This window comes from Gordonia sp. 852002-51296_SCH5728562-b (assembly GCF_001665475.1).
Classification (GTDB): Bacteria; Actinomycetota; Actinomycetes; order Mycobacteriales; family Mycobacteriaceae; genus Gordonia; species Gordonia sputi.
Map to the genome: position 1 here is coordinate 23366 of NZ_LZMI01000084.1, position 24647 is coordinate 48012.

At 64.5% G+C, this 24647-nt stretch carries 23 protein-coding genes; 9 read left to right on the top strand and 14 right to left on the bottom strand.

The features are described 5' to 3' along the window. Positions 1 to 38: 38 nt before the first annotated feature. Positions 39 to 836 carry an IclR family transcriptional regulator gene (locus A5766_RS15565; protein WP_156527472.1) on the top strand — a complete coding sequence of 266 codons (798 nt, stop codon included), beginning with the start codon at positions 39 to 41 and terminating at the stop codon, positions 834 to 836. Positions 837 to 889: 53 nt separating this feature from the next. Here A5766_RS15565 and A5766_RS15570 read toward each other — a convergent pair whose 3' ends face one another. The 9 genes from A5766_RS15570 to A5766_RS15615 all read right to left on the bottom strand — a co-directional run bounded on the left by A5766_RS15570 (position 890) and on the right by A5766_RS15615 (position 12734). After that, on the bottom strand, positions 890 to 1180 hold the full coding sequence (locus A5766_RS15570) for a GIY-YIG nuclease family protein (protein ID WP_064863110.1): 291 nt from the start codon (positions 1178 to 1180) through the stop codon (positions 890 to 892). A 1288-nt stretch (positions 1181 to 2468) separates the two neighbouring features. Continuing rightward, on the bottom strand, positions 2469 to 3983 hold the full coding sequence (locus tag A5766_RS15580) for an ATP-dependent DNA ligase (protein ID WP_064905288.1): 1515 nt from the start codon (positions 3981 to 3983) through the stop codon (positions 2469 to 2471). Continuing rightward, on the bottom strand, positions 3980 to 5773 hold the full coding sequence (locus A5766_RS15585) for a SulP family inorganic anion transporter (protein WP_064905290.1): 1794 nt from the start codon (positions 5771 to 5773) through the stop codon (positions 3980 to 3982). Before A5766_RS15585 ends, A5766_RS15580 begins: the two co-directional genes overlap by 4 nt. A gap of 55 nt (positions 5774 to 5828) precedes the next feature. Further along, positions 5829 to 6287 (bottom strand): DoxX family protein, encoded by a 459-nt coding sequence (locus A5766_RS15590; RefSeq protein ID WP_064905291.1) that lies wholly within the window; start codon positions 6285 to 6287, stop codon positions 5829 to 5831. Positions 6288 to 6389: 102 nt separating this feature from the next. Next, positions 6390 to 7679, bottom strand: coding sequence for an MFS transporter (locus A5766_RS15595; protein WP_442902964.1), 1290 nt, complete (start codon positions 7677 to 7679; stop codon positions 6390 to 6392). A 204-nt stretch (positions 7680 to 7883) separates the two neighbouring features. Further along, positions 7884 to 8513: an MBL fold metallo-hydrolase gene (locus tag A5766_RS15600; RefSeq protein WP_064905295.1), complete on the bottom strand. Its 630-nt coding sequence runs from the start codon at positions 8511 to 8513 to the stop codon at positions 7884 to 7886. Then, positions 8510 to 9604: an S-(hydroxymethyl)mycothiol dehydrogenase gene (locus A5766_RS15605; protein ID WP_064905297.1), complete on the bottom strand. Its 1095-nt coding sequence runs from the start codon at positions 9602 to 9604 to the stop codon at positions 8510 to 8512. Before A5766_RS15605 ends, A5766_RS15600 begins: the two co-directional genes overlap by 4 nt. Before the next feature lie 276 nt (positions 9605 to 9880). Next, positions 9881 to 11086, bottom strand: coding sequence for a serine hydrolase domain-containing protein (locus A5766_RS15610; RefSeq protein ID WP_064905299.1), 1206 nt, complete (start codon positions 11084 to 11086; stop codon positions 9881 to 9883). A 46-nt stretch (positions 11087 to 11132) separates the two neighbouring features. Next, positions 11133 to 12734 carry a flavin-containing monooxygenase gene (locus tag A5766_RS15615; RefSeq protein WP_064905301.1) on the bottom strand — a complete coding sequence of 534 codons (1602 nt, stop codon included), beginning with the start codon at positions 12732 to 12734 and terminating at the stop codon, positions 11133 to 11135. A 191-nt stretch (positions 12735 to 12925) separates the two neighbouring features. On the opposite strand from A5766_RS15615, the gene A5766_RS15620 reads away from it, so the two are divergent. After that, positions 12926 to 14731 carry a sigma-54-dependent Fis family transcriptional regulator gene (locus A5766_RS15620; protein WP_064905303.1) on the top strand — a complete coding sequence of 602 codons (1806 nt, stop codon included), beginning with the start codon at positions 12926 to 12928 and terminating at the stop codon, positions 14729 to 14731. 125 nt (positions 14732 to 14856) lie between these two features. On the opposite strand, the gene A5766_RS15625 is transcribed toward A5766_RS15620, so the two are convergent. Together A5766_RS15625 and A5766_RS15630 are read right to left on the bottom strand one after the other, a co-directional pair. Then, the gene (locus tag A5766_RS15625) at positions 14857 to 16152 is read right to left on the bottom strand and encodes a helix-turn-helix transcriptional regulator (protein ID WP_231894672.1); all 1296 of its coding nucleotides are present in this window, start codon (positions 16150 to 16152) and stop codon (positions 14857 to 14859) included. Between the two features lie 10 nt (positions 16153 to 16162). Further along, positions 16163 to 17218: an alcohol dehydrogenase catalytic domain-containing protein gene (locus A5766_RS15630; protein ID WP_064905305.1), complete on the bottom strand. Its 1056-nt coding sequence runs from the start codon at positions 17216 to 17218 to the stop codon at positions 16163 to 16165. A 165-nt stretch (positions 17219 to 17383) separates the two neighbouring features. Here A5766_RS15630 and A5766_RS23980 point away from each other — a divergent pair, with 165 nt between their 5' ends. Then, a complete protein-coding gene (locus A5766_RS23980) occupies positions 17384 to 17548 on the top strand; it encodes a hypothetical protein (protein ID WP_082965535.1) in 165 nt (54 codons plus the stop codon). Between the two features lie 26 nt (positions 17549 to 17574). Here A5766_RS23980 and A5766_RS15635 read toward each other — a convergent pair whose 3' ends face one another. Then, on the bottom strand, positions 17575 to 18093 hold the full coding sequence (locus tag A5766_RS15635; RefSeq protein WP_064905307.1) for a Rho termination factor N-terminal domain-containing protein: 519 nt from the start codon (positions 18091 to 18093) through the stop codon (positions 17575 to 17577). 187 nt (positions 18094 to 18280) lie between these two features. On the opposite strand from A5766_RS15635, the gene A5766_RS15640 reads away from it, so the two are divergent. The 6 genes from A5766_RS15640 to pcaC all read left to right on the top strand — a co-directional run bounded on the left by A5766_RS15640 (position 18281) and on the right by pcaC (position 22865). Further along, a complete protein-coding gene (locus tag A5766_RS15640) occupies positions 18281 to 18550 on the top strand; it encodes a DUF7218 family protein (RefSeq protein ID WP_064905309.1) in 270 nt (89 codons plus the stop codon). A gap of 152 nt (positions 18551 to 18702) precedes the next feature. Further along, complete coding sequence (locus tag A5766_RS15645; protein WP_064905312.1) at positions 18703 to 19890, top strand: 4-hydroxybenzoate 3-monooxygenase; 1188 nt, start codon at positions 18703 to 18705, stop codon at positions 19888 to 19890. Then, a complete protein-coding gene (gene pcaH, locus A5766_RS15650; protein ID WP_197501473.1) occupies positions 19875 to 20717 on the top strand; it encodes a protocatechuate 3,4-dioxygenase subunit beta in 843 nt (280 codons plus the stop codon). The genes A5766_RS15645 and pcaH overlap by 16 nt, the downstream gene beginning before the upstream one ends. Then, entirely contained in the window at positions 20714 to 21265 is a 552-nt protein-coding gene (pcaG, locus tag A5766_RS15655; RefSeq protein ID WP_064905314.1) for a protocatechuate 3,4-dioxygenase subunit alpha, read from the top strand. Before pcaH ends, pcaG begins: the two co-directional genes overlap by 4 nt. Beyond that, positions 21262 to 22500, top strand: coding sequence for a lyase family protein (locus tag A5766_RS15660; RefSeq protein WP_064905316.1), 1239 nt, complete (start codon positions 21262 to 21264; stop codon positions 22498 to 22500). The genes pcaG and A5766_RS15660 overlap by 4 nt, the downstream gene beginning before the upstream one ends. Continuing rightward, positions 22497 to 22865, top strand: coding sequence for a 4-carboxymuconolactone decarboxylase (gene pcaC, locus A5766_RS15665; RefSeq protein WP_005205463.1), 369 nt, complete (start codon positions 22497 to 22499; stop codon positions 22863 to 22865). The genes A5766_RS15660 and pcaC overlap by 4 nt, the downstream gene beginning before the upstream one ends. Before the next feature lie 151 nt (positions 22866 to 23016). Here pcaC and A5766_RS15670 read toward each other — a convergent pair whose 3' ends face one another. Together A5766_RS15670 and A5766_RS15675 are read right to left on the bottom strand one after the other, a co-directional pair. After that, a complete protein-coding gene (locus A5766_RS15670) occupies positions 23017 to 23811 on the bottom strand; it encodes an IclR family transcriptional regulator (protein WP_064905318.1) in 795 nt (264 codons plus the stop codon). Between the two features lie 2 nt (positions 23812 to 23813). Next, on the bottom strand, positions 23814 to 24617 hold the full coding sequence (locus A5766_RS15675; RefSeq protein ID WP_064905320.1) for a LuxR C-terminal-related transcriptional regulator: 804 nt from the start codon (positions 24615 to 24617) through the stop codon (positions 23814 to 23816). Positions 24618 to 24647 lie beyond the last annotated feature (30 nt).

Consider the following 24647-nt stretch of genomic DNA (forward strand, 5'->3'; position numbering starts at 1 on the left):
CCGGCAGCCTCAACCCAACGGAATCGACAGGTAGGCTCATGAGCATCATGTCCACCGACGCACCCGACCACGACAAGACCGCAGGTGGCGCCGTGCAGTCCGTCGACCGCGCGCTGCAGATCATGGAGCTGATCGCCGACGCGGGCGCAGCGGGCATCACCGAACTGTCAGTCGCCCTCGGAGTCCACAAGTCGACGGTCTCACGGATCGTGGCATCGCTGGAATCGCGCGGCTTTGTCGAGCAGGCGCCGGGTGGCCGGAAGTATCGCATCGGCTTCACGGTTGTGCGATTGGCCGGATCGACAACCGCCACAATGGATCTCGCCAAGCTCGGTCAGGACGTCTGCGACGACGTGGCCAGGAAGACCGGGGAGACAACCAATCTCGCTGTCCTCGACGCCGCGCAGGCCATCAACGTGGTCGAGTCGCAGGGCTCGTCGAGCGTTGCGCTGAAGACCTGGATCGGGCAGCCGTCACCCGCGCACGCCACGTCGTCGGGGAAGGCACTACTCACCGGCTTGAGCGAACGAGAACTGCGCCTACTCTACTCCGACGAACTACCGGGCTTCACCGACAACACCATCACCGACCTCGGTCAGCTCATCGCCGACCTCGCCGCCTCCTCCGCTCGCGGCTGGGCGCTGGCTGACGAGGAACTCGAGGTCGGGCTCGTCGCCCTCGCCGCCCCAGTCCGCGACAGCACCGGCGCGGTCGTGTCGGCGCTGAGCATCTCGGGCCCGCGCTACCGCCTCGACCCCGCCGACGCCCCCCATCTCGCCGAGGGCGTCGTGCACGCCGCCGACACGGTCAGCCGCCGCCTGGGTTACCGCGGCTGACGCCCGTCGCCGCTCGCTGGTCGAGCTTGTCGAGACCACCCCGCTGCGAGCACCTACGCCCCGCCTTGTCGGTTGCGTGAGAGTTGTTGCAGCAGCACGTAATCCCCAGCAATGAGAGCCTTCCGTTTCCCACGGGACCAGTTCTGGACGCGCTTCTCCAACGCGTACGCCTCTGCGATGGTCGAGCATTCGTGTTGATAAACAAGCCGAACTGGCAGCCGGCAGCGCGTGTAGCGACTCCCCTGCCCGGAGTTGTGCTGCTCGACTCTGGACTCGACGTTCCGTGTGCTGCCCACGTAGTAGCTGCCGTCAGAGCACTCGAGGATGTACATGTAGCCGCTCATCCGACAACTATGCGCCCACAGATCTGCTGCCGAGATTCTCTATCCACAGGCCGCTTGGTGGTCTCGACAAGCTCGACCAGCGGGTAGAGGCTCGACCAGCGGAGGCTGGCGCGGGGCCCTTCCGCTGATTGAGCCGGCCGCGAGCGAAGCGAGCAGCCGAGTCGAAATCACCAGCGGCGGGAGGGATCGACCAGCGATGAGTGGTCTCGACAAGCTCGACCAGCGGGTAGAGGCTAGACCAGCGGGTGGAGGCTCGACCAGCGGAGGCTGGCGCGGGGCCCTTCCGCTGATTGAGCCGGCCGCGAGCGAAGCGAGCAGCCGAGTCGAAATCACCAGCGGCGGGAGGGATCGACCAGCGATGAGTGGTCTCGACAAGCTCGACCAGCGGGTAGAGGCTAGACCAGCGGGTGGAGGCTCGACCAGCGGAGGCTGGCGCGGGGCCCTTCCGCTGATTGAGCCGGCCGCGAGCGAAGCGAGCAGCCGAGTCGAAATCACCAGCGGCGGGAGGGATCGACCAGCGATGAGTGGTCTCGACAAGCTCGACCAGCGGGTAGAGGCTAGACCAGCGGGTGGAGGCTCGACCAGCGGAGGCTGGCGCGGGGCCCTTCCGCTGATTGAGCCGGCCGCGAGCGAAGCGAGCAGCCGAGTCGAAATCACCAGCGGCGGGAGGGATCGGCCGGCGAAGAGTGGTCTCGACAAGCTCGACCAGCGGAGGCTGGCGCGGGGCCCTTCCGCTGATTGAGCCGGCCGCGAGCGGAGCGAGCAGCCGAGTCGAAATCACCAGCGGTGTGTGGCTCGGCAGCGCGGTGGGTGGTCTCGACAAGCTCGACCAGCGGGTGAAGCTCGACCGGCGGGGTGGGTGGTCTCGACAAGCTCGACCAGCGGAGGCTGGCGCGGGGCCCTTCCGCTGATTGAGCCGGCCGCGAGCGGAGCGAGCAGCCGAGTCGAAATCACCAGCGGTGTGTGGCTCGGCAGCGCGGTGGGTGGTCTCGACAAGCTCGACCAGCGGGTGAAGCTCGACCGGCGGGGTGGGTGGTCTCGACAAGCTCGACCAGCGGAGGCTGGCGCGGGGCCCTTCCGCTGATTGAGCCGGCCGCGAGCGGAGCGAGCAGCCGAGTCGAAATCACCAGCGGTGTGTGGCTCGGCAGCGCGGTGGGTGGTCTCGACAAGCTCGACCAGCGGGTGGAGGCTCGACCGGCGGGGTGGGTGGTCTCGACAAGCTCGACCAGCGGTGGGGTGGTCTCGACAAGCTCGACCAGCGAAGCGTGGCTCGGCCGCCGAGCGCCCCCTACGGCAGCAGCGCCCGCACGGCGTCGATCGTGTCGGCGTCGGCCGCGGTCTTGTCGGGCCGGTACCGCAGCACTCGGGCGAACCGCAGTGCGACCCCGCCCGGATACCTTGAACTGCGCTGCACGCCGTCGAGTTCGATCTCCACGACGATCTCCGGTCGCAGGAAGACCGCCCACTCCGAACGTGACTCCTCGTACCTGGGGAATTCCGCGGTTTGCCAACGCAATATCTCGTCGGTCAGACCCTTGAACGTCTTGCCGACCATCACCGGCGGCCCGCCTTCGGGGTCACGTGCGCCCAGGTGCAGATTCGACAGCCAGCCTCGTCGACGCCCGGATCCCCACTCGGCAGCGAGGACCACGAGGTCGAGCGTGTGCACCGGTTTGACCTTCTGCCACGTCCGCCCACGACGCCCCGCGGCATACACACCGCTGCGCGACTTGACCATGACTCCCTCGTGGCCAGCTGCGATGGCCGCGTCGAATTGTGCCTGCGCCGCTTCGACATCGGGGTCTACGACCGATGGAATGCGGAGTCCTGGTGCCACCTCGTCGAGCGCTTCGAGTCGTTCCGACAGCGGCAGGTCGATCAGATCACGGCCGTCGAGATGCAGGCAGTCGAAGAAGAACGGTTGCAGCAGCCGAGGATCCGCCTCATCTGCTGCAGATCCGAACCGGCTCATCGTCTCCTGGAACGGTCGCGGTCGGCCATCGTCGCTGAGCATCAACGTCTCGCCGTCGAAAATGACTGATTCGCAGGGCAACCCAAGCACGGCGTCGACAAGGTCCGGAACCCTATCGGTCACGTCCCGCAATGTGCGCGTGAACACCCACACGTCACCGCCGTTGCGGTGCACCTGAATTCGTGCCCCGTCGAGCTTGAAGTCGACAACGGCGTCGGGGCCGAGATCAGCCAGCGCACTCGGTAGATCGTCGGCGGGAGTCGCAAGCATCGGTGCAATCGCCCGGCCGACCTGAAGTCGCACTCCACGCAACGCTTCGTCACCACCGTGCGCGGCCAATACCGCTGTCTCCGAGAGTGATCCGGTGAGCATGTGCGCGCGTCGCACCGAGTCGACGGGCTGACCCGTCGCTTGCGCCACCGCGTCGACCATCAGCCCCGCCAACGATCCCTGCCGCAGTTCACCGGTCAGCAACCGTCTCAGGAAGTCCTGTTCGGGCGGCGTCGAACTCGTGAAAAGCTCTGTCAACACGCTACTTCTGAGTGCCGCCGACCCCGCTCCCCTGGCCGCAGCAAGCTGCTCAAACGCGTCGTCGACGTCGATCACATCAAGTCTCGACACCTCGGCGCCATCCACGTCGAGGCTCGCCAACGACCGCCATCCGACACCCAACTTGCCCTGCGGCACTTCACCGGAGAGCCACGTGACCACGATCGGCAGTTCGTCCTTCGACGCAGCACCAAGCAGATCCACCAATGCGGCGGTCTTGACCTTGCGTGATCGGGTCGCAGCCATCTGCTTCGACGCTTCGACGATCTGCCCGAGTTTCATGACTCCCGCTTCCATGCATCCGGCGCCACATCCGACGAGCCCTCCGACCGCGCAGCCTCCACCGCGTCGGGATACTCCGCCTCGTACGCACGCACCGCGGCGCCGACCGTCGGGTACACGTGGTCGGAGTTCAGCTCCGAGAGCACTCGCTCATCAGAGAGTGTGTCGCCGAGTTCTGGGTCGACGCCCGCGAGGACGAAGTGAACATTTCGCTTGTGCACGAAAGTGATCAGATCCTTCAGCATGACCGAGGCCGTGTAATCGACGTCGCCGATCACTGTGCAGTCGAGTATCAGCCAACGCACCGGGTGCGGTGCCGCCCGAACCAGCGCGGCCACCTCATCGGAGAAGCGACTGGCGTTGGCGTAGAACAGATCCGCGTCGTAGCGGAACACGATGAGTCCTGGCATCGACTCTGCGCCAGGCTTCGCCGATTCGTATCGGCGACGACGTCCGTGGTCGGAAACTCCGACCACAAACCGCTCGGGACGGTACTGCCTGCGCACTATCGCCAGCAGCGACACTCCCATCGCAACGACCACTCCGTTCTGCACACCGAAGACCAACACCACCACGGCGGTCAGAACGGCAATGGTGAACTCGTACTTCGACACTCGCCACATTCGACGGAACTGGTCGACGTCGATCAGCCGGACCGCGACCACCGCGACGATCGCTGACAGAACGGCGTGCGGCATGTAGGCGAGCGCGCCGTCGAAGAAGACCACGACGATCAGCGCGATCAGCGCCATCGTGATGTTGGCGAGCTGGGTCCGACCGCGTTCGGATTCGAGCAGTTCGGTCTTGGTTGGGCTGCCGTTGACCACAAAGGTCGACGAGAAGCCCGCCACTATGTTGGCCGCCGACAATCCGACGATGTCACGATTGACGTCGGCATCCTCTCCGTGACGCTGTGCGAAACTTCGTGCTGTGGCGGCACTTTGGGCGAGAATGACCACCGCGCAGCCAATCGCAACCGTCGCGGCTTTCGGTATGTCGCGCCACGTGACGTTGTCGGGAAGTCCGAATTCGGGGAAGCCGCCGTGCAATTCACCGATCACCGGGACGTCGTCGGACCAATTGAACACGTACACCAACACGATCGACGCCACCACCACGATGACCGGCATCGGAATTCGGGGCGCCCACCGCTTGCCTACGATCAGCAACAGCAGCGTCGCAGCGGCGAACGCCACCGCAGTCCATTTGATGGAGCCGAGTTCGCGCGCCAGGTGTTCCCAGCGCTCCCAAATCCGACCATCGCTGCCGGAGACTCCGAGCATTCCGGGAATCTGCCCGGTCAGCACACTTATCCCGGTACCCGCAAGGAAGCCGACGAGCACAGCGGTGGAGAGGAAGTCGCCGAGAAAACCCAGTCGCGCGACTCTGGCCACTGCCAGCATCAGGCCTGCCACGATGGCGATCAGCGATGCGAAGCCCAACCATTCCGGCGAGTTCGGTTGCAGTCCAGCGACTCCGATACCCGCGATACCCGACCCGATGATCGCCGCCGTTGCCGAGTCGGCACCGGTCACCATGAGCCGTGAGGCACCCAGAATTGCGAACACGATCGTGGGAAGAATGATCGTATAGATTCCCGCAACCACCGGAACGTGGGCAATTGTGCTGTAGCCCATCGATTCCGGAATGGCGACGGCCGCGAGCGTGACGCCCGCGAGCACATCCGCCCGAAACCACCCGCGCTGGTAACCGCGGAACGCGGGTGGCAGCAAGCGTCCCAGCGACGTCGAGAACGCGCGCTCCGACCCGGCGGCCCGCGTCCCGCTCACTGCCGTACGCCCCAGCTCAGCGGTTCGATCACCCCGCTGACGTTACCCGCGTTGATCAGGCAGCGGTGCGCACTGCCGAGCCTTGCGATGCTGCGGCGTCGGACTCTTCCACTCGCTTACGTGCGAGCACGTTCTCCAATGCGGGACGCCCCGAGCCGATGAAGACCAACAGGAACAATGCCCAGCAGTACAGCGCGGCCGAGTCGCCCTCGTTCGCTATGGGCAGCAGACCGTCGCCCTGGTGCTTCCAGAAATAGGCAACGGCCATCGCACCAGAACCGATGAACGCAGCAGCGCGAGTGCCGAGTCCGAGCATGACCAGGATGCCGCCGACCAGCTCAATCGCCGCGGCCCACCACGACGGCCACACCCCGAACGCCGCGGTCTCGCCGCCGTACGGCGCGACCGGCCATCCGAACAGCGTCGACGCGCCATGACAGAAGAACAGGAAGCCGACGACGATACGAAATAGGCCGATCGCCCATGGCGCGACCTTCTCAAGTGAGGTAAGCATTGCCTAACTATGAAGGTCTGGTTCCCGCATCGCAACCCCAGAAACCCGATTCCGAGGGAATCGCGTTCGGCGCTCAGATGCCTTGCACTCAGACCCCGACGCTCAGACCTCCGACAAGTCCACCGACCGCGTCTCCTTGACCGACCACAGCGCCAGGAGCGTCAGTACTCCGGCCACCGCGAGGTACACACCGACCCACGCCACACCGAAGTCGGCAACCAGCCACGTCGCGATGAACGGCGCAACGGCAGCGCCGAGGATCGACGCGACGTTGTAGGCGATCCCAGATCCCGTGTAGCGCACGTTCGTCGGGAACAGCTCCGGCAGGATCGCGCTCATCGGCCCGAAGGTCAGTCCCATCAGCGCCATACCCAAAACGAGGAAGCCCAGCATCACGCCGTCGGTCACCGACGACGGGTGCAGCAGCCATCCGAAGCACAATCCGAAGATGACGATCGCACCGGTGATGACCAAGAGCACCACGCGTCGGCCATAACGGTCGGCGAGCCATCCCGAGAGCGGCACGCACGCTGCGAAGAACAGCACCGAAATAAGCTGCAGCCCAAGGAAGTCGACGTAGCTGATGGAGAGCTTGACGCCCGACGCGTCGGTCACCTTGCCGGTTCCGTACGAGGTCGTCCACGTGGTCACGATGTAGAAGAGCGTGTACGTGGCCAGCATGATGAACGTGCCGGCGATCAGCGGACGCCAACTGGTCTTGACGACCTCGGCCAACGGCGCGCGCACCTTCTTGCCCTCTTCGACTGCCTTGGCGAACACGGGCGTCTCGGTGAGCTTCAACCGCACGTAGAGCCCGATGACCACCATGATTGCGCTTGCCAGGAACGGAATTCGCCAACCCCAGGTCAGGAATGCGTGGTTGGTCGCAGCGCTCTTGGCGTCGAAGTCCATTCCGAGCATCAGCAGCAAGAAGATGCCGTTGGCGAAGAAGAAGCCGATCGGCGCACCGAGCTGCGGCCACATCGCCGCCCAGGCGCGCTTGCCCTTCTCTGCGGTCTCGGTGGCCAACAGTGCTGCCCCCGACCATTCGCCGCCGAGTCCGAGGCCCTGGCAGAACCGCAGCAGCGCGAGCAGAGCCGGTGCGGCATAACCGATCTGGGAGAACGTGGGCAGCAACCCGATCGCGAAGGTGGCGATACCCATCGTGAGTAGTGAACCGACCAGGGTCGCCTTACGGCCCACGCGATCTCCGAAGTGTCCGAACAACACCGATCCGATCGGCCGCGCGACAAATGCGAGACCGAACGTTGCGAACGAGGAGAGCAGCGCGGCGGTGTCGTTGCCCTTCGGGAAGAACAGCGTCGGAAATACGAGGACCGCGGCAGTCGCATAGATGTAGAAGTCGAAGAATTCGATACTTGTGCCGACCATCGATGCGATCACGATGCGGCTACGCGGAACTGCGGGTCGAGTGGGGTCGACGGGCGCAGAACCCGTTGCAGGGGCAGTGGCTTCACTCACCGCGGAGAGGTTACGCGCCCGCCCATCGGGATCTTCGCAGGTGGGTAGGTTTTCGGGGCATTAGGCCGTGTTTACGAGCTGCAGTTGGGCTCGGAAACACGGCTCTGAGTGCGCTCAGCTACCCCGCTTGATCCACTCCTCGAGATGTGGCGCCTCGGCACCGACCGTCGTGCCGTCTCCGTGTCCCGTGTAGACCTTGGTCTCCGGGTCGAGCACGAAGATCTTTTCCTTGATGGACTCGATGATCTTCGGGAAGCTCGAGAACGACCGTCCTGTCGCTCCCGGTCCGCCCTGGAACAGCGTGTCGCCACTGAACAACACACCGAGCTCCGGCGCGTAGATCACCGACGAGCCCGGCGAATGTCCCGGCGTGTTGATGACCTTCAACGTCGTTCCCGCGACGTCGATTTCCTGCCCGTCGTCGAGGTTGCCGGGCGTCACGTCGGGGTGCGTTTCCTTCCACAGCATGGTGTCGCCGGGGTGCAGCAGGATGGGCGCGCCGGTCTCCTTCGACAACTCCGGAGCCACGGTGATGTGGTCGTTGTGGCCGTGTGTCAGCACGATGGCCTTGACAGTCCGGTCGCCGACAGCGTCGAGGATCGGCTTTGCGCTGTGCGCGGCGTCGATGATGACGACCTCACTGTCGTCGCCGACGATCCAGACGTTGTTGTCGACGTCCCACGTCCCACCGTCGAGCGAGAAGGTGCCGGACGTGACGACGTTGTCGATGCTCGCGTTGCTCATGACTTCAGCTCTACCACCGAGCGAAGCACCTTGCCGCCCTTCATCGCCTCGAACGCTGCCTCGACGTCGCCGAGTCCGACGCGCTCGGTGACGAACTTGTCGAGCGGGAGTCGCCCCTGCTCATAGAGGTCGATGAGCATCGGGAAGTCGCGCTCGGGCAGGCAATCGCCGTACCACGACGACTTGAGCGATCCGCCGCGCGAGAAGAAGTCGACGAGCGGCATTTCGAGTTTCATCTCGGGTGTCGGAACACCCACCAGCACAACGGTTCCGGCGAGATCGCGGGCGTAGAAGGCTTCCTTCCACGTCTCCGGTCGCCCGACGGCGTCGACGATGACGTCAACTCCGAATCCGTCGGTCAGGTCCTGGACGGCGGTCACGACGTCGTCGACTTCTGCGCCGTTGATGGTGTGGGTTGCGCCGAGTTCGGTTGCCCACTGCAATTTTGCCGGATCGCGGTCGATCGCGATGATCTTGGTGGCACCCGCCAGGCGCGCACCGGCGATCGCGGCGTCGCCGACGCCACCGCAACCGATGACGGCGACGGAGTCTCCGCGACCAACGTTGCCGGTGTTCATCGCAGCGCCGAGGCCGGCCATCACGCCGCAGCCGAGCAGGCCGGCGACCGCGGGATCGGTCTCGGGATTGACCTTGGTGCACTGCCCCTCGTGGACGAGGGTCTTCTCGATGAACGCACCGATACCCAGCGCCGCCGTCAGTTCGGTCCCGTCGGTGAGCGTCATAGACTTCGACGCGTTGTGGGTGTCGAAGCAGTACCAGGGCTTCCCGCGCTTGCACGCCCGACACTCACCACACACCGCACGCCAGTTCAGGACGACGAAATCGCCGACCTCGACGTGCGTGACATCCGAACCGATCGCCTCGACGATGCCTGCCGCCTCATGCCCGAGGAGGAACGGATACTCGTCGTTGATGCCGCCCTCTTTGTAGGCAAGATCCGTATGGCAGACACCGCACGCCTGGATATCGACGACGACGTCGTTGGGCCCGGGGTCGGGCACCACCACGTCGACGAGTTCCGTTGGCGCGCCCTTGCTACGCGAGATGACTCCCTTGACCGTCTGCGACATTCCGCTTTCAACCTCTCGATGGTGAGAACCTTGTACTCAACACAGTCTTGTGGCATGGCACGAGACATGCATCCATCCGAATGGATGGTTCTACCTAGTCGAAAGTACAGCGGCCCGATGGATCGCGCCCCTTCCCGCCGACCGAGCCGCCTTCCGCCGATCGAGCTTGTCGAGATCAGCCAGCCCGTACACAACTGCGACCTGAGCGCGAGGCGGCGACAATAGTCGCCTCGGCCTCGCGCTCAGGTACGAGTTGTGTACGTATCGGCTCTCGGACTAGCGATCGAGTGCGCGATAGACCACGGATTCGAAGTCCATGTACTTCGTGAACGATGTCGGATCACCGAACGGCAGAATCTGGGTCGCCCAGTATCCGCCGTATCCGTTCTTCCGATCGATCCAGTAGAACAGATTCGCCAGTCCGGCCCAGCCGAGTGCCCCCGCAGGGCGGCCTGTCGGCGCCTCCTCGTTGTTGATCATGAAGGGTAACGACCACGACTTCGATTGCCCCGGAAAGAATTCCGCATCGTTGGACAACGAGGGAATCACACCAGGCAACATGGTTACCGGTAGGTCACCGAGATGGTTCCGCACTGCCATCTCGACCGTTTCCCGATTGAGTACACGGCCATGATCGCCCGCTCCGTCGTTCAGCCACATCCGGATGAACTTCATGTAGTCGCCGACGGTGCCGTAGAGACCGTGCCCACCGAAGTCGACTTCCGGAGGCGACGGCAGTTCGAAGTCCATCGGGGTCAGCGTCCCGTCTGCGTTGCGTGCATGCATCTCGGCGAGTCGTGGCCGGAAGTCATCGCGCAGAACGAAACTCATGTTCTCGATGCCCAGCGGTTGGAAGATCCGCTCGTCGAACACTTCCCCGAGTCGCTTACCCCGCAACCTCTCGACGACCTGCCCCACCCAGTCGATGTTCGTGCCATACTGCCAACGATCTCCCGGATCGAACAGCAACGGCGTCGTGAGTGCAGCCTTGGTCGCGGTGATGACACTCGGCTGCCCTTTCTCATCGGCCAACCTCGAGTAGACCTCGTCGAAGAAGTCATACCCGAAACCCCCGGTGTGCGTGAGCAGTTGACGCGTTGTCGGAATCGACTTCGGTGCCCGGAGGATCGGATCACCTCCGCCGTCGAAACCCTCGATCACCTGTAGCTCGCCGATCTCGGGCACGTAGCGTGAAGCGGGACTGTCGAGGTCGAGTGCGCCCTCTTCCACGAGTTGTAGTGCGGCGGTCGCGGTAATCGCCTTGGTGGTGGAGAAGAGCGCGAAGGCGTCGTCAGTGGTGATCGCGTCCTTGCCGCCGAACCGACGAGTGCCCGCCGCTCCTTCGTAGACGTTGCCCGTGCGATCCGTCACCGTCGCGACGACGCCTGCCACCGGCATCTCGGCATCGACCGCGGACTGCAACACGGCATCTTCCGAGCGTTGGAGCACTCCACGATCGACGCCCGTAACCGAACTAGTCATCTCATCTGTCCTTCCGGTGAATCTAATTGTTTGGCAATAACTTTCGTCACGAGATCGCAAAACCCTTGTACCCTGCGGCGGCCGCCTCCAGAGTCGCCGTCCGGTAGGCCCCGACACCTCCGACGTACGAGAGCACACGCCGCGGCTTACCCGGAACATTCGAACCGACGTACCAGGAGTTCGTTTTCGAGATCAGGTTCGCGTCGGCGAGTTCGTCGTGGTGAGCGACCCACGCGTCCTGGCCTTCCTCGGTGGGTTCGATGACGGTCTTGCCGTTCGCATTCAGGTGCCGAATCGCGTCGCTGATCCATTCGGTCTGCTGCTGAAGACAGGTGGTCATGTTGCACAACGCAGCAGACGGCGCGAGTGGCGCACCGGTTGTCAGCAGATTCGGATAGCCGTGCACCATCAGGCCCATCGTCGTGCGGATGTCGCGGCCCCAGTCCTCTTTGAGAGAACGTCCGTCGCGACCTCGGATGTCGATCCGCGTCAGCGCACCGGTCCCCGCGTCGAAGCCGGTGGCCATGATGATCACGTCGAGTTCGTGCAACGTTCCGTCCTCGAGCACGATGCCCTCGGGGACGATTCGCGTGATCGGATTGTTCTTCACCGGCACGGCCTGCACATTGTCACGGTGGTAGACCTCGAGGTAGTCGGTCTCCAGCGGCACTCGGTGGGTACCGAAGCCGTAGTCGGAGGGGATCAGCAGCTCGCACAGTTCCTGGTCTTGCAACCGCGCGCGCATCTTCTCCCGAACGAACTCCGACACCTCCTCGCTGACCTCTTCGTCGGAAAAGATCTCGGCGAATGACGCCAACCACAGTTTCAGCGACCCGTTGTCGTAGTCCTCTTCGAGCCGAGCTCGACGCTGCTCAGGCGTGAGGTCGGCCCACGCATCGGTGAAGTCGTACTCGAAGCCGGTGAACGTGGTGGGCAGGTTTTCGCGTAGCTCCTCGAAGCGCGCCTTGTATGCGGCGACGTCGTCGGACCCATAGCTCGGGTTCTTCATCGGCAAGGCGTACTGCGGTGTCCGAATGAAGACCTTGAGCTGACCGACCCGGTCGGCAATGGTCTGGATCACTTGAATGCCGGTCGCACCGTTGCCGATCACCCCGACGCGCTTGCCTTCGAGGTCAACGCCGTCACGCGGCCACCGCGCGGTGTGCAGGATCTCCCCCGCGAACTCGCTTTGGCCGGGAAACAGGTCCGACATGGGCGCCGACAACATCCCGGTGCAAGCAACCAGATATCGAGTGTCGACCGTCTCCCCGGAGTCGGTGGTGACCGTCCAACGGTTGGTGTTCTCGTCGAAGACGGCACTGACGATTGTCGTATCGAACGAGATGTCACGACGGAGGTCGAGACTGTCGGCGACGTAGTTGAGCCACTGCTCGATCTCGGCCTGCCCCGGGAATCGGCTGCTCCAGCTCCAGCCCTTGTAGAGGTCCTCGTCGAACAAATACTGATAGATGTAGGCCTCTGAATCGAACTTCGCACCCGGGTACCGGTTCCAGTACCAGGTACCGCCGACGCCGGACGCGGAGTCGTACGCACGGACGTCGAGGCCTTGTTCTCGCAGCTGATGGAGCTGGTAGAGCCCGGCCACGCCGGCTCCGATCACGAGCGCATCGATGGTTCTGTCTGACATCGTCTTCCTCCGTTGTTGTGATTGTGGTCACGTAGGGATGAATTTTTGGCTTGTCCCACAGACTTGATGTGTCCCAAATTGGGACGCCGGACCTGACCGACGGGTAGTGGTCGTTTGACTATCGACGGATGGATAATCGACTGTGTTGTGAGTCACAGCGGCGGGGACGCCATTACAGGAAGGAGCAGCACGTGCGCGACACGCGGGATGAACAACTGCGTATTGCTGCTGCTCGCGCCGACTTCTTGGAGTACGGACCGCAGGGCGCAGCAGGCGTCGGCGACGTAGTCGCCGCATCCTGGTCGAGGAGCGCGTCCGCCGGACTCGACGCCGACCGGTATCAGGTCGCGTACCACGACGACATCGACTTCGATTCCCGTCTGGTCCGCTGCGCGCGCCCGGTGCTCGAACGCCTCACCGGCGATATGTCCGACGTCCCTGTGACAATCGCGCTCACCGACGCCCGCGCCCGGATAATCGACCGCCGCGATTGCTCAACGGCAGTCGGGCGAGTTCTCGATCGGGTCGACTTCGACCGCGGATTCTCGTTCGAAGAGAGCAGTGTGGGAACCAACGGAGTCGGCACGGTGTTCGAGGTCGGCGCACCCGTCAGTGTCGTCGGTTCCGAACACTTCAATCAGTCATTGATCCAGTTCGCTTGTACCGGAGCGCCGATCCTCGATCCCCTGAGCGGGCGGGTTGTCGGTGTGCTCGACGCGAGCATGTTGGCCGAAAGCTGGAACAGCTTGGTCGACGCATTGGTACGGTCGGCCGCAACCGACATCAGTCGCAATCTGCTGCTCGACCGAAGTCAGGACACGCGTGCATTGTTCGAGACGTACCTACGCGCGGCCGCCCGACCCAGCCGAGCGGTGATCGCGCTCGGCGAGACCGTCATGATGAATGAGGCTGCCCGCTCACTGTTGACCCCAGAAGAGCAGTCGACCATCGGTCAGTACGCGGAGTACCTGATGACCAAGCACGACAACGCTTTACACACCGTCACCCTAGAGGGTGGGCGCCAGCTCCGACTACGCGCCAAGCACATCACCAGCAGCGGGGATGTGGTCGGAGTTGTACTGGTCGTCGACGAGGAGCGACGCGAGCACGTACCGGCGGACGCCACCGACACGCAAGGAGAAGGGAGAGGTGTCGCTCGTGATCGTAATGGGGCCCTACTCGCGCCCGAGACTCACGGAATGCGCAGTCCCGCATGGATTTCTGCCTATCACGACGTCGTGCGCTCGTGTAACGACAACCAGAATGTCGTCGCTTTCGGGGAGCCGGGTACCGGCCGTCTGTCGGTACTGACTGACGCATTTCGCTTGGCACACGGTGCCGCACCGATCGTGGTCCTGGACATGGCGGACGCCCCGGAGTGCCTCGCGGCGACGCGGCTGCCGCGCATCACCGACGAACGAGGCCTGGTCGTTCTACGACACATAGACCGACTCGGCGAGCACACGCCAACACATGTGGCCAGATTCGTCGACGACGCGCTGGCGGCCGGATATGTTCTCGCCGCCACCGCTTCTCCGGCGCGGAGCGGTGCCCACACAAACTACGGTGGTCTGCTCAGACGATTCGACGAGTCCGTCACGCTTCCGCCACTTCGACTTCGGGGCCCAGACCTGGTCCCGTTGGTTGAACGAGTGCTGACGATGCTCGCACCGCGACGCCATACACGTATCAGTCCGCAGGCCATGCGCATCATCTCCGCCTACTCGTGGCCGAACAACCTCACCCAACTACACGCGGCGCTGCGCTCCGCATTGCGTCAGCGGCCAGTCGGCGAGATACAAGCCGCAGACCTCCCGGGATTCTGCCGCACCACTGCTCACCGGGTGCTCACCACGTTGGAGATCACCGAGCGTGACGCCATCATTCGCGTACTGGGAGAGTGCGCGGGTAACCGCGCTCGTGCGGCAGAGCAGTTGGGCATGTCGCGCAGTTCGATCTACCGCAAGATCCACACCTATGGAATCACCGGGATCTGATCTACCCTCTCCACGCAGATCGAGCCCTTACCGCCGATCGAGCGCCCCGTCGCTGATCGAGCCCTACCCGCTGATCGAGCCCTACCCGCTGATCGAGCCCTACCCGCTGATCGAGCTTGTCGAGATCACCCCGCCGTGATCCCGGCGCCTGCGGCGAGCAGCCCTGCCTCACCGCGATTGGTGACCCCGAGCTTCTGCAGAATCGCCGCGACGTGGAACTTGATGGTGCTCTCACTCACGCCGAGTTCCGCCGCGATGGCCTTGTTCCGCCGACCGAGCGCGAGATGTCCGAGCACCTCGAGTTCACGCGGATTCAACGATGCGAGCAGATCCTTCTCGGGACGAGAGACCTTCGCTTCCAACGGAATTCGAGCGCACACCCGGCTCCCCCAACCGGCAATCGACTCGACGTCCAGCGTCCCATCAACCGCGCGCAACCGTCCTGCGAGCTGTCGCGATAACGCGTCGCCGTCGAGTTCACCGCGACCCCGATCACGTACGTCGACGACCAGATCGTCACCACTGATTTCCCACGCCACCCGCAGCCGTTCGACGGCCGGTTGGGCGGCGACGGCCACGGCGACCGCGCGCACGATGGCTCTCGCGGCGTGCGCGATCTCGCCCGACAACGTCGCGTCGACCCCCGGTTCCACAAACTCGACGTCGGCGTCGAGGTCACGTAGCACCGGTTCGAGCTCGGCCCGGAGCCGTCGAAAAGAAACGCCGATCGGTTCGGTCGCAAGCGCGCGATCGGTGTCACCGACCGACCGCAACGCAATCAATGCGGCCGACGCCGTCTCCGCCGCAACCGTGCGTGCGACGGCGTCGTCGAGGTCGCGCGATCGCAGCGTCCCGAGAATCGACGACAATGTGTCCTCGTGTGTTTCGGTCAGTTGGGTGATCGTCCGAGCCCGTTCGGTCGACGCCGCCCGCGACTCGGCCAGATAATCGGGACTCGCCTGGGCTACCTGCTGCCGAATCGATGTCGCCACCAGCGCGAACCAGGCGGTCAGGAGTTCATCGATGCCCGTGGCCTGCGACTTGGCCGACTTGGGTACCAGTACAAGCAACGTGTCGGTGGCATCGCGGACTGCGAGAACTTTTCGACGCGCTCCGCCGACTACCGCCTGTCCGCGCAGCGTGTCCCCTCGCTGAACCGATTCCTTGATCGCGTCGAGTTCGGCGATGGTCGCACGCTCGACGACCGCCGGGGCACCGGCCACCTTGCGTGGGCGGCCGGTGCACTCGCGGGTGTAGATGATCAGCGCGTCGTGCGGATACGCCGATGCCAGGAACCTCGAGAAGCGTTCGGCGATCTGCGGCAACGGACCATCCACGACGGCCGCGAACTGCTGCCACCGGCTTGCCGACAGCGTGGTCGTCACGTCGCCCGAGCGTTCGGACAGTCCTTCGATCGTCACCTCACCATTGTCACCCGTTGCTGATGATCACCTTCAGTGCGTGCTCGTCGGCAGCGTTGGAGAAGGTGTCGTAGGCGCGGTCGAACTCGTCGAAGGTGAAGTGATGCGTCACGAACTTCTCGGGCGCGATCTTTCCCTCTTCGATCTCCGTGAGCAGTTCGGGAGCAGTCGTCGCGTTGACCAGCCCCGTCGTCAGCGTCAGGTTGTTGATCCAATCCCGATCGATCGGAAATTCGACGGGCTTCCCGTGCACACCGACGTTCGCGAGATGTCCGCCGGGGCGCAAACAGTCGAGCGACGTGCGGAACGCGGGGCCAAGACCGACGGCTTCGATTGCGACGTCGACGCCGAGTCCACCGCGACTGAGTTCCTTGATCTGTTCGACGACGTTGCCTCCCGCGAGAATGTCGATGGTGTCGGTCGCACCGAAGTCCAGCGAACGCTCGAGACGAAACTTGTTGCCGTCCACCGCGATCACCTTCGACGCCCCGCGTGAGCGGGCGGTCATCACCGACGCGAGACCCACCGGCCCCGCACCGATCACGGCCACCACGTCGCCTTCCTTGACGGCCCCGTAGAGCACACCGATCTCGAAACCTGTTGGGAGGATGTCGCTGAGCATCACGCCCTGCTCTGCCGTGACGCCCGCCGGTAGCGGGATGAGTCCGTTGTCGGCGAATGGAACCCGCACGAACTCCGCCTGCGTGCCGTCGATGAGATGGCCGAAAATCCACCCGATCCCGCCGACCGTCTGGCAGTGCGACGTCATCCCTTGCTTGCAGTATTCGCAGTAGCCACACTTGGTGACGCACGAAATGATGACGCGGTCACCTACTTTGACGCGGGTACATTCCGGCCCCACCTCGGTGACCACTCCGACGCCCTCGTGCCCGAGCACGCGCCCGTTGGTCACCGCCGGAACGTCGCCGGAGAGAATGTGTAGATCGGTGCCGCAGATGGTCGTCGTCTCGACGCGGACGATCGCATCGGTCGGGTCCTTCAGAACAGGATCTGGAACGTCCTCCCACGCCTTGCTTCCCGGACCGTGATAGACAAGCGCTTTCATACCTGGCCTCCTTAGGGCCGCACGACGGTGCGGCGTGTCCCCCGGATTCCCCATCCCAGTATGCGATGAACCGCATGAATGATGGTTGGCTTCGCGAGCGCGATCTCATGTTGAGACGAACAACCTTGGCCCACACTTGAGTAGTGCGGGTTCTACGTCTCAAACATGGCCGACAGCACGATATCGGTGATCAACACGACGTCGAACAAGGCGCTCGAGACTGTTCCCGTGGGCCAGTTTCCCGGTGGTCTGAACGTGAATCATGCGGGCAGCCTCGTCAATATCACCAACACCAAGGACGACACCGCGTCGGTCGTCTCTGTCCCGTAAACGTCACCACGGGGTATCGGCAGAGGTCACGCTCCGCCGACCGCGTTCAGCAACTCGGCTTTGGTCATCGACGAGTAACCCTTGATGCCCTTGGCCTTCGCCTGCTCGCGCAACTCCTTGACCGTCGGCGACTTGGCTCCCGACGACTTCGCCGCCTGCGTGGTCCCAGATGGCTTGGCCTTGGGTGCCGCAGTCTTCGGTGTCGACGTCTTGGTTGCCGCCGTCTTCGGCGTCGCTGTCTTAGGCACGGGTTTCTTCGATTCACCGGGCTTCACACTCGCCGCAGGCTTCGGCTTCGAGGCCGACGCGCTCGGTGTGGGTTTCGGTGCGACGACGGCCCGCGGCGCGTCCGACGACTCGACCTTCTTGTCGTCGGAATCACCGGAGATCGCTCCGATGCGCTTCAAGAGTTCTCGACGCAGCGCGTCGGTTTCGCTCGCTGCTTTGCCCAGTTGCTTCTCTGCCAACTTCCGCACGTCGTCGAGGCTCTGTTGGAGTTCGCCGATCTGCTTCTGCAGACGTTTGATCGCCTTCTTCTCGCCCATGCCTTGTGCCCTTCGTCGCCGTAGATTGCAGGACCCCCGTACCCGAGGGTAGGCACTCCACCGCTGCTAGAGGCGGATTATCGCCGACCTTGTCGTGTCGCGATCGTGAGCACGTCGTCGCGTACCCGCTCGGCGCGTAGCGTGGAAAACGCCCCAATCCGAGATTCATTCCGACGAGGAGGCAGCCATGCCAGAGCGCGATCCCGGGCCGTCCATCAAAGACGACGAGCTCTACGAGAAGCTTCGCGACGAGGGCAACTCCAAGGAGAAGTCCGCCCGTATCGCCAATGCCGCTGCCGCGCAGGGCCGTTCGAAGATCGGCGAGAAGGGCGGCGAGTCCGGATCGTACGAAGACTGGACTGTCGACGAACTGCGCTCGCGGGCAAAGGAACTCGGGCTACGCAACTACTCGGACCTCAAGAAGGACGACCTGATTGACAAGTTGCGCGAGCACTGAGGCAGCGCCGCCGAGCCATTTCGAATCGCCCATAACCAGCGGTCGAACGCCAAAATGCTGCATTTCTAGCTGCGCCTTTTCGCTCAGTGGAATCTGATGCTAGGTTCTGTGACCCAGCTCTCCCTATGGTTCTTCCAGAAGGGAGGTCACAGATGACCAGCTACGCCAGCACGACACGCACGCGGGTCGCCATCGTCGGTGGCGGCCCAGCCGGGCTCGCGCTGTCACATCTGCTCTCGGTGGCCGAGATCGACAGCGTCGTCATCGACAACCGAACCCACCACGAGATCGAAACCACCCATCGCGCAGGCATTCTGGAGCGCGACAGCGTTCGACTGCTACTCGATTCGGGCGTCTCCGACAGAGTCCTGCGTGACGGTCACGAGCATCAGGGCATCGACCTCCGCTTCGGCGGCGTCAGCCACCGCATCGATTTCCAGAAGCTCGTCGGGGCGTCGTGCTGGCTCTACCCACAGACCGACGTCTTCATCGATCTGCACGCGGCACGCACCCGCGACGGCGGCGATCTGCGGTACGGAATCGCCGACGCTGCGGTCACCGACCATCGCGACGAGCCACACGTCACCTACGCCGATGCCGAGGGCGCGCGCCACGAGATCACCGCTGAACTCGTCGTCGGGGCCGACGGTTCACGCAGCATCTGCCGCGATCTCGTCGAAGACCCGCAGCGCTACTTTCGGGAGTACCCGTTCGCGTGGTTCGGCATCCTCGCCGAGGCGCCGCCGAGCGCACCCGAACTCATCTACACCCGATCGCCGCACGGCTTCGCGCTCATCAGCCAACGCACCCCGAGCGTGCAGCGCATGTACTTCCAATGCGCCCCCACCGAGAACCCAGCCGACTGGTCCGACGACCGCATCTGGGCAGAACTGCAGCGCCGCCTTGCGGGCAGCGACGGCTTCGCGCTCAAGGAGGGGCCGATCATCCAGAAGAGTGTGCTGCCCTTCCGCAGCTTCGTGCAGTCACCGATGCGCGACGGCAAGCTGCTCCTCGCAGGCGACGCCGCCCACACGGTGCCACCCACCGGCGCCAAGGGACTCAACCTGGCTCTCGCCGACGTCCGCGTCCTCGCCGACGTCATCGAGCGCGCCCTCCTCAAGAACGACGACGCCGCGCTCGACTCCTACACGACGCGCGCCCTGGAACGCGTCTGGAAGGCGCAACACTTTTCGTACTGGATGACGACGATGCTCCACCGCATCCCCGACACCACAGACTTCGATGAGCTCCGACAGCTCGGTGAGCTCACCACCCTGGTCTCGTCCGAGGCCGGATCCACCTATCTCGCAGAAGGTTACACAGGATGGCCACACCACTGATCCCGCGTCAGGCGCAGTCAGCACCCGACGTTGACGCCGCCCCACCCGTCATCTCGTCCGACGCCGCGGCAGGAACACAAGCCCAGATCAACGCCGAAATCGGCTCGCTCGCAGCCGAATACCGACGCGAGCGTACCACCGGAGCCGCTGAAGAACTCAGGCCCCGACTCGACTACACCCCCTACCGCTCGAGCATCCTTCGGCATCCAACAAAGGACCCGCACCACGCCGACCCCGAGGGGATCGAACTGTGGGCGCCCGCATTTGGACAGCGCGACGTCGACCCCCTCGAAGCCGATCTGACCATCCAGGCCAACGGAGATCCCGTCGGCGAGCGACTCGTTGTCACCGGGCGCGTGCTCGACGCCGACGGCCGTCCGGTGCGCAACCAATTGGTGGAGATCTGGCAGGCCAACGCCGCCGGGCGCTACATCCACAAGCGCGACCAGCATCATGCGCCCATCGACCCCAACTTCACCGGAGTCGGCCGCTGCCTCACTGACAACGAGGGCAACTACCACTTCACCACCATCAAGCCCGGACCGTACCCGTGGAAGAACCACCACAATGCGTGGCGGCCCGCGCACATCCACTTCTCGCTGTTCGGAACCGATTTCACGCAACGACTGGTCACCCAGATGTACTTCCCCGGCGACCCGCTGTTCGACCTAGACCCGATTTACCAGTCGATCGTCGACCCCGCCGCGCGCGCCCGACTCGTTGCCAACTACGACCACGACCTGACGCAGCACGAATGGTGCACCGGATACCGCTGGGACATCGTGCTCACCGGTAGCGCGCGCACCCCGATGGAGGAAGCAGAATGAGCCTCGCCCCAACACCCGGCCAGACGGTCGGACCGTTCTTCCACTACGCCCTGCCCTACCCGGGCGACAACGAACTCGTTCCATCAGGTCATCCCGATCGAATTCGTCTGCACGGCACTGTGTTCGACGGCAACGGCATGCCGATTCCCGACGCCCTGATCGAGATCCGCCAAGCCGACACCGTCGGCAGCATCCCGACCGCCCCCGGTTCCCTGCGGCGCGACGGCTTCACCTTCACCGGCTGGGGTCGCGCGAAAACCGATCGGGCGGGCCACTATTCGTTCAGCACCGTCACACCGGGCGCGACGCGTCCCGGCGAGGCGCCGTTCTTCGCGGTCTGCGTCTTTGCTCGCGGCCTGCTCGACCGGCTGCTCACCCGCGCCTACGTACCTGGCCACCAAAATCTCGACGACGACGCCGTGCTCTCGGGTGTTGATGCCGGTCGTCGGGCGACACTGATCGCGGTCCCGGACGACACCGGATACCGCTTCGACATTCACCTACAGGGCGATTCGGAGACGGTGTTCCTGCAACACTGGAAGTCGTGAGCGATCTGTTGTGGCCCGGCGACCACCGGGCCGGAGACCTTTTCACCGACGCCGCCATCCGCGACGCGATGCTGCGCGTGGAGTCGGCGTGGTCTCGCGCCCTCGTCGAACACGGGGTGGCACCGGCAGACGCCATGGTCTCCGTCGACCAATTGGGCTCTGCTGCAGCTAATCTCGATGTGGATCAGCTCTCGGCCGACGCCGAGGCCGGAGGCAGCCCGGTCATCCCGCTCGTCTCGGCGCTCCGCAAGGGCCTGAGTCCCACAGCTGCGAGGTGGCTCCACCGCGGCATGACGAGCCAGGACGTCGTCGACGCCGCGCTTGTCCTCGAATCACGACGCGCCTTCACTCACGTCACTGCCGAGTTGCTCACTCAGATCGATGTGCTCAGCGACCTCGCCGACACACACCGGGAGACCCCGCAGATCGCTCGGACGCTAACCCAGCAGGCAGTGCCGTCGACCTTCGGGATGAAGGTCGCGCACTGGCTCGACGGCGTCCTCGACGCATACGACGAAACCTCGGGACTGCAGTTCCCCGCCCAGTTCGGTGGTGCCGCGGGCACGTTGTCCGCACTTGTCGAATTAGCCGCTGCACAAGCGAATTCGCAAGGGACTGCGCTGGCGGTGACACGGAGCGCCGCACACTTTCTCGACCTCGACGCAGCATCGCCTTGGCACGTCGTACGTACTCCGTTCACCCGCTTCGCGGCCGCGGCAACCACCGCGACGTCGTCGTGGAGTCACATCGCCAACGACGTTCTGACGCTGAGCAGGTCGGAGATCGGTGAGGTCACCGAGGGTGCGGGCGGCGGGTCGTCGACGATGCCACACAAAGCCAACCCGGTACTGTCGGTGCTGATTCGACGCGCCGCACTGACCGCTCCCGCGCTGGCGTCGACGTTGCAGCTCGCGTCGGCCGACGCCGTGGACGAGCGCACACCCGGCAGTTGGCACGCGGAATGGGCAACCCTGCGAATCCTGCTGCGGCGTAGCGTCGTCGCGGCATCGCAGACCACGGACCTGGTACGCAACCTCAACGTTCATGCAGATGCGATGGCGTTCAACCTATCGGCCGCCGGGACTGCGGTGTTGTCGGAGCAACGATCTATGGCCGAGCTCGCAGGCCATGAACCGAGCGGTGAAACAGTCGGTGTGGCACCACTTCTCGTCGACGCGACGCTGCGCAGAGCACAAGAGCTGACCCGAACCCGATTAGCAGAGAGGCCCCGATGAGCCGCTACGACGACGGCATGGCAGTACGACGTGAGGTGCTTGGCGACGCCCACGTCGACCGCGCGACCGCTGCCGCAACCGATCTGACGCGTGAGTTCCAGGAGTTCATCACCGAATACGCTTGGGGCACCATCTGGACGCGCCCCGGCCTCGACCGCCGCAGCCGCTCGATGATCACGCTGACCGCGCTCATCGCCCGCGGGCACCACGAAGAACTCGCGATGCATCTGCGCGCCGCCCGCCGCAACGGACTGACCCTGGACGAGATCAAGGAAGTCATCATGCAGTCGGCGATCTATTGCGGTGTGCCCGATGCCAATACGGCCTTCCGCATCGCGCAGCAGACGTTCGCGGAAGAGGCCTAGCCCGACGCCGCTGGTCGAGCCCCAACCGCTGGTCGAGCCCTCAGTCGCTGGTCGAGCTTGTCGAGACCACCCCGCCGGTCGAGCCCTTACCGCTGGTCGAGCCCTTACCGCTGGTCGAGCCCTTACCGCTGGTCGAGCTTGTCGAGACCACCTACGCGCTGTCGGCAACCCCCGCGCGCTCGGGCGGAACCGGCCCCGGAGCGCCGAGCTGCCGACCGATGCCCCGCGCCGCGACCTGCAGCGCAGCAAGAAGCCGCGGGCGGTTTCCGCGAAGAGTCCCGACCACCACGCCGAGGGCCGCGACCACCCCGTCGGGTCCCCACACCGGTACCGCGATCGAACACGCGCCCGCGGTCATCTCCTCAGCCGTCGTTGCGAAGCCCTCGTCGCGCACGCGCTGCAACTGCTGCTCCAGAAGTTGCGGACTGATCAGAGTCCGCGGTGTAACCCGCGTCAACGATGCCATGACTTCATCGCGAATCTCCTTGGGCGCGTACGCAAGCAGCACCTTGCCCACCCCGGTCGGCGGCATCGGTAGCCGGCTACCCACCTTGCTCACCACCGGCACCGACTCGTTCCCGGAAATCCGATCCACGTACAGCACCGACGTTCCCTCGCGCACCGCGATATGCACCGTCGCCTTTGTCGCGGCGTACAGGTCGTAGACGTACGGTTCGGCGATCTCACGCACGCCGGTCTGGATCGGAGCAAGCAGCCCGAGATCCCACACCCGCCTGCCGATGACATACCGCCCGTCGGGGCGTCGAACAAGGGCACCCCACCGTTCCAACTCGCCGACGAGCCGATGTGCGGTGGGTACCGCGAGATCGGCGCGCTGCGCCATCTCGCTGAGCGTCAGCGCGCGATGTGACGCGTCGAATGTGCTGAGTAGAGCTAGAGTTCGCGCCGCAACCGATGCTCCGGGCACCGAAGTGTTTCCGGCCATAGCTACGGAAGTAGCCCTGAGCGTCGAGCAATGACAACGGCTTCCAGCCGGCTCGACGCACCGAGCTTGCGCAATACGTCTTTCATGTATCCCTTGGCGGTCTGCACTCCGATATTCAACTCCTCAGCAATTCTCGCATTGGTGTAGCCGAGTGCAGCGAGGGTGACCACATCCTGTTCGCGACGGGTCAGGGTGAGTGTCGTCGGTCCGTCCGACTCGACGTCGAGCAGGAGGTCGGAGATACGTGCGATCTGATCGGCGACGGCGTCGTCGTCGACGTCTCTAGCCAGCGTGCGGAGCTGTGCGTAGGCCTCGGTGATCCGATCTCGAAGTCCATCGCCTACAGCGGCGTCGGCGGCGACCGCCGCGCGCGAGGCGACGATCTGCTGTTCGAGTTCCCGCGCCTCGACAGCGAGTGCGTCCAACGTCCTGTCGCCGATGGCCTCGTCGGTCCGCAATGCCCCGTAGATCACCGCGACAGGCCTGCGTTCGACGATGACCGGAGCGGCCGCCATCGCACGCAGGCCCTCGGCCGCGATGATCGCGTTGTACCGATGGGTGATCCGCGGGGTACGCAGATAATCGTCGACGACCATCGGGCGATTGAGCGCGATGACCTTGCCGCCGAGTCCGTGCCCGGCATCAACGGCAACGCCGTTCAACGCACCGTAGGTGTCGCCGACGAAATGTCGGAGACGCAGACCGCGCGAGCCGTGCACCACACCACCGAACGCCAACGACACACCCGTGCCGCGACGCAGACGACGCAACGCATCGGTGACCGGCGCTGTCAACGACTCAGCCATGTCACCACCTACCTCCTGACCCCTCTTCGG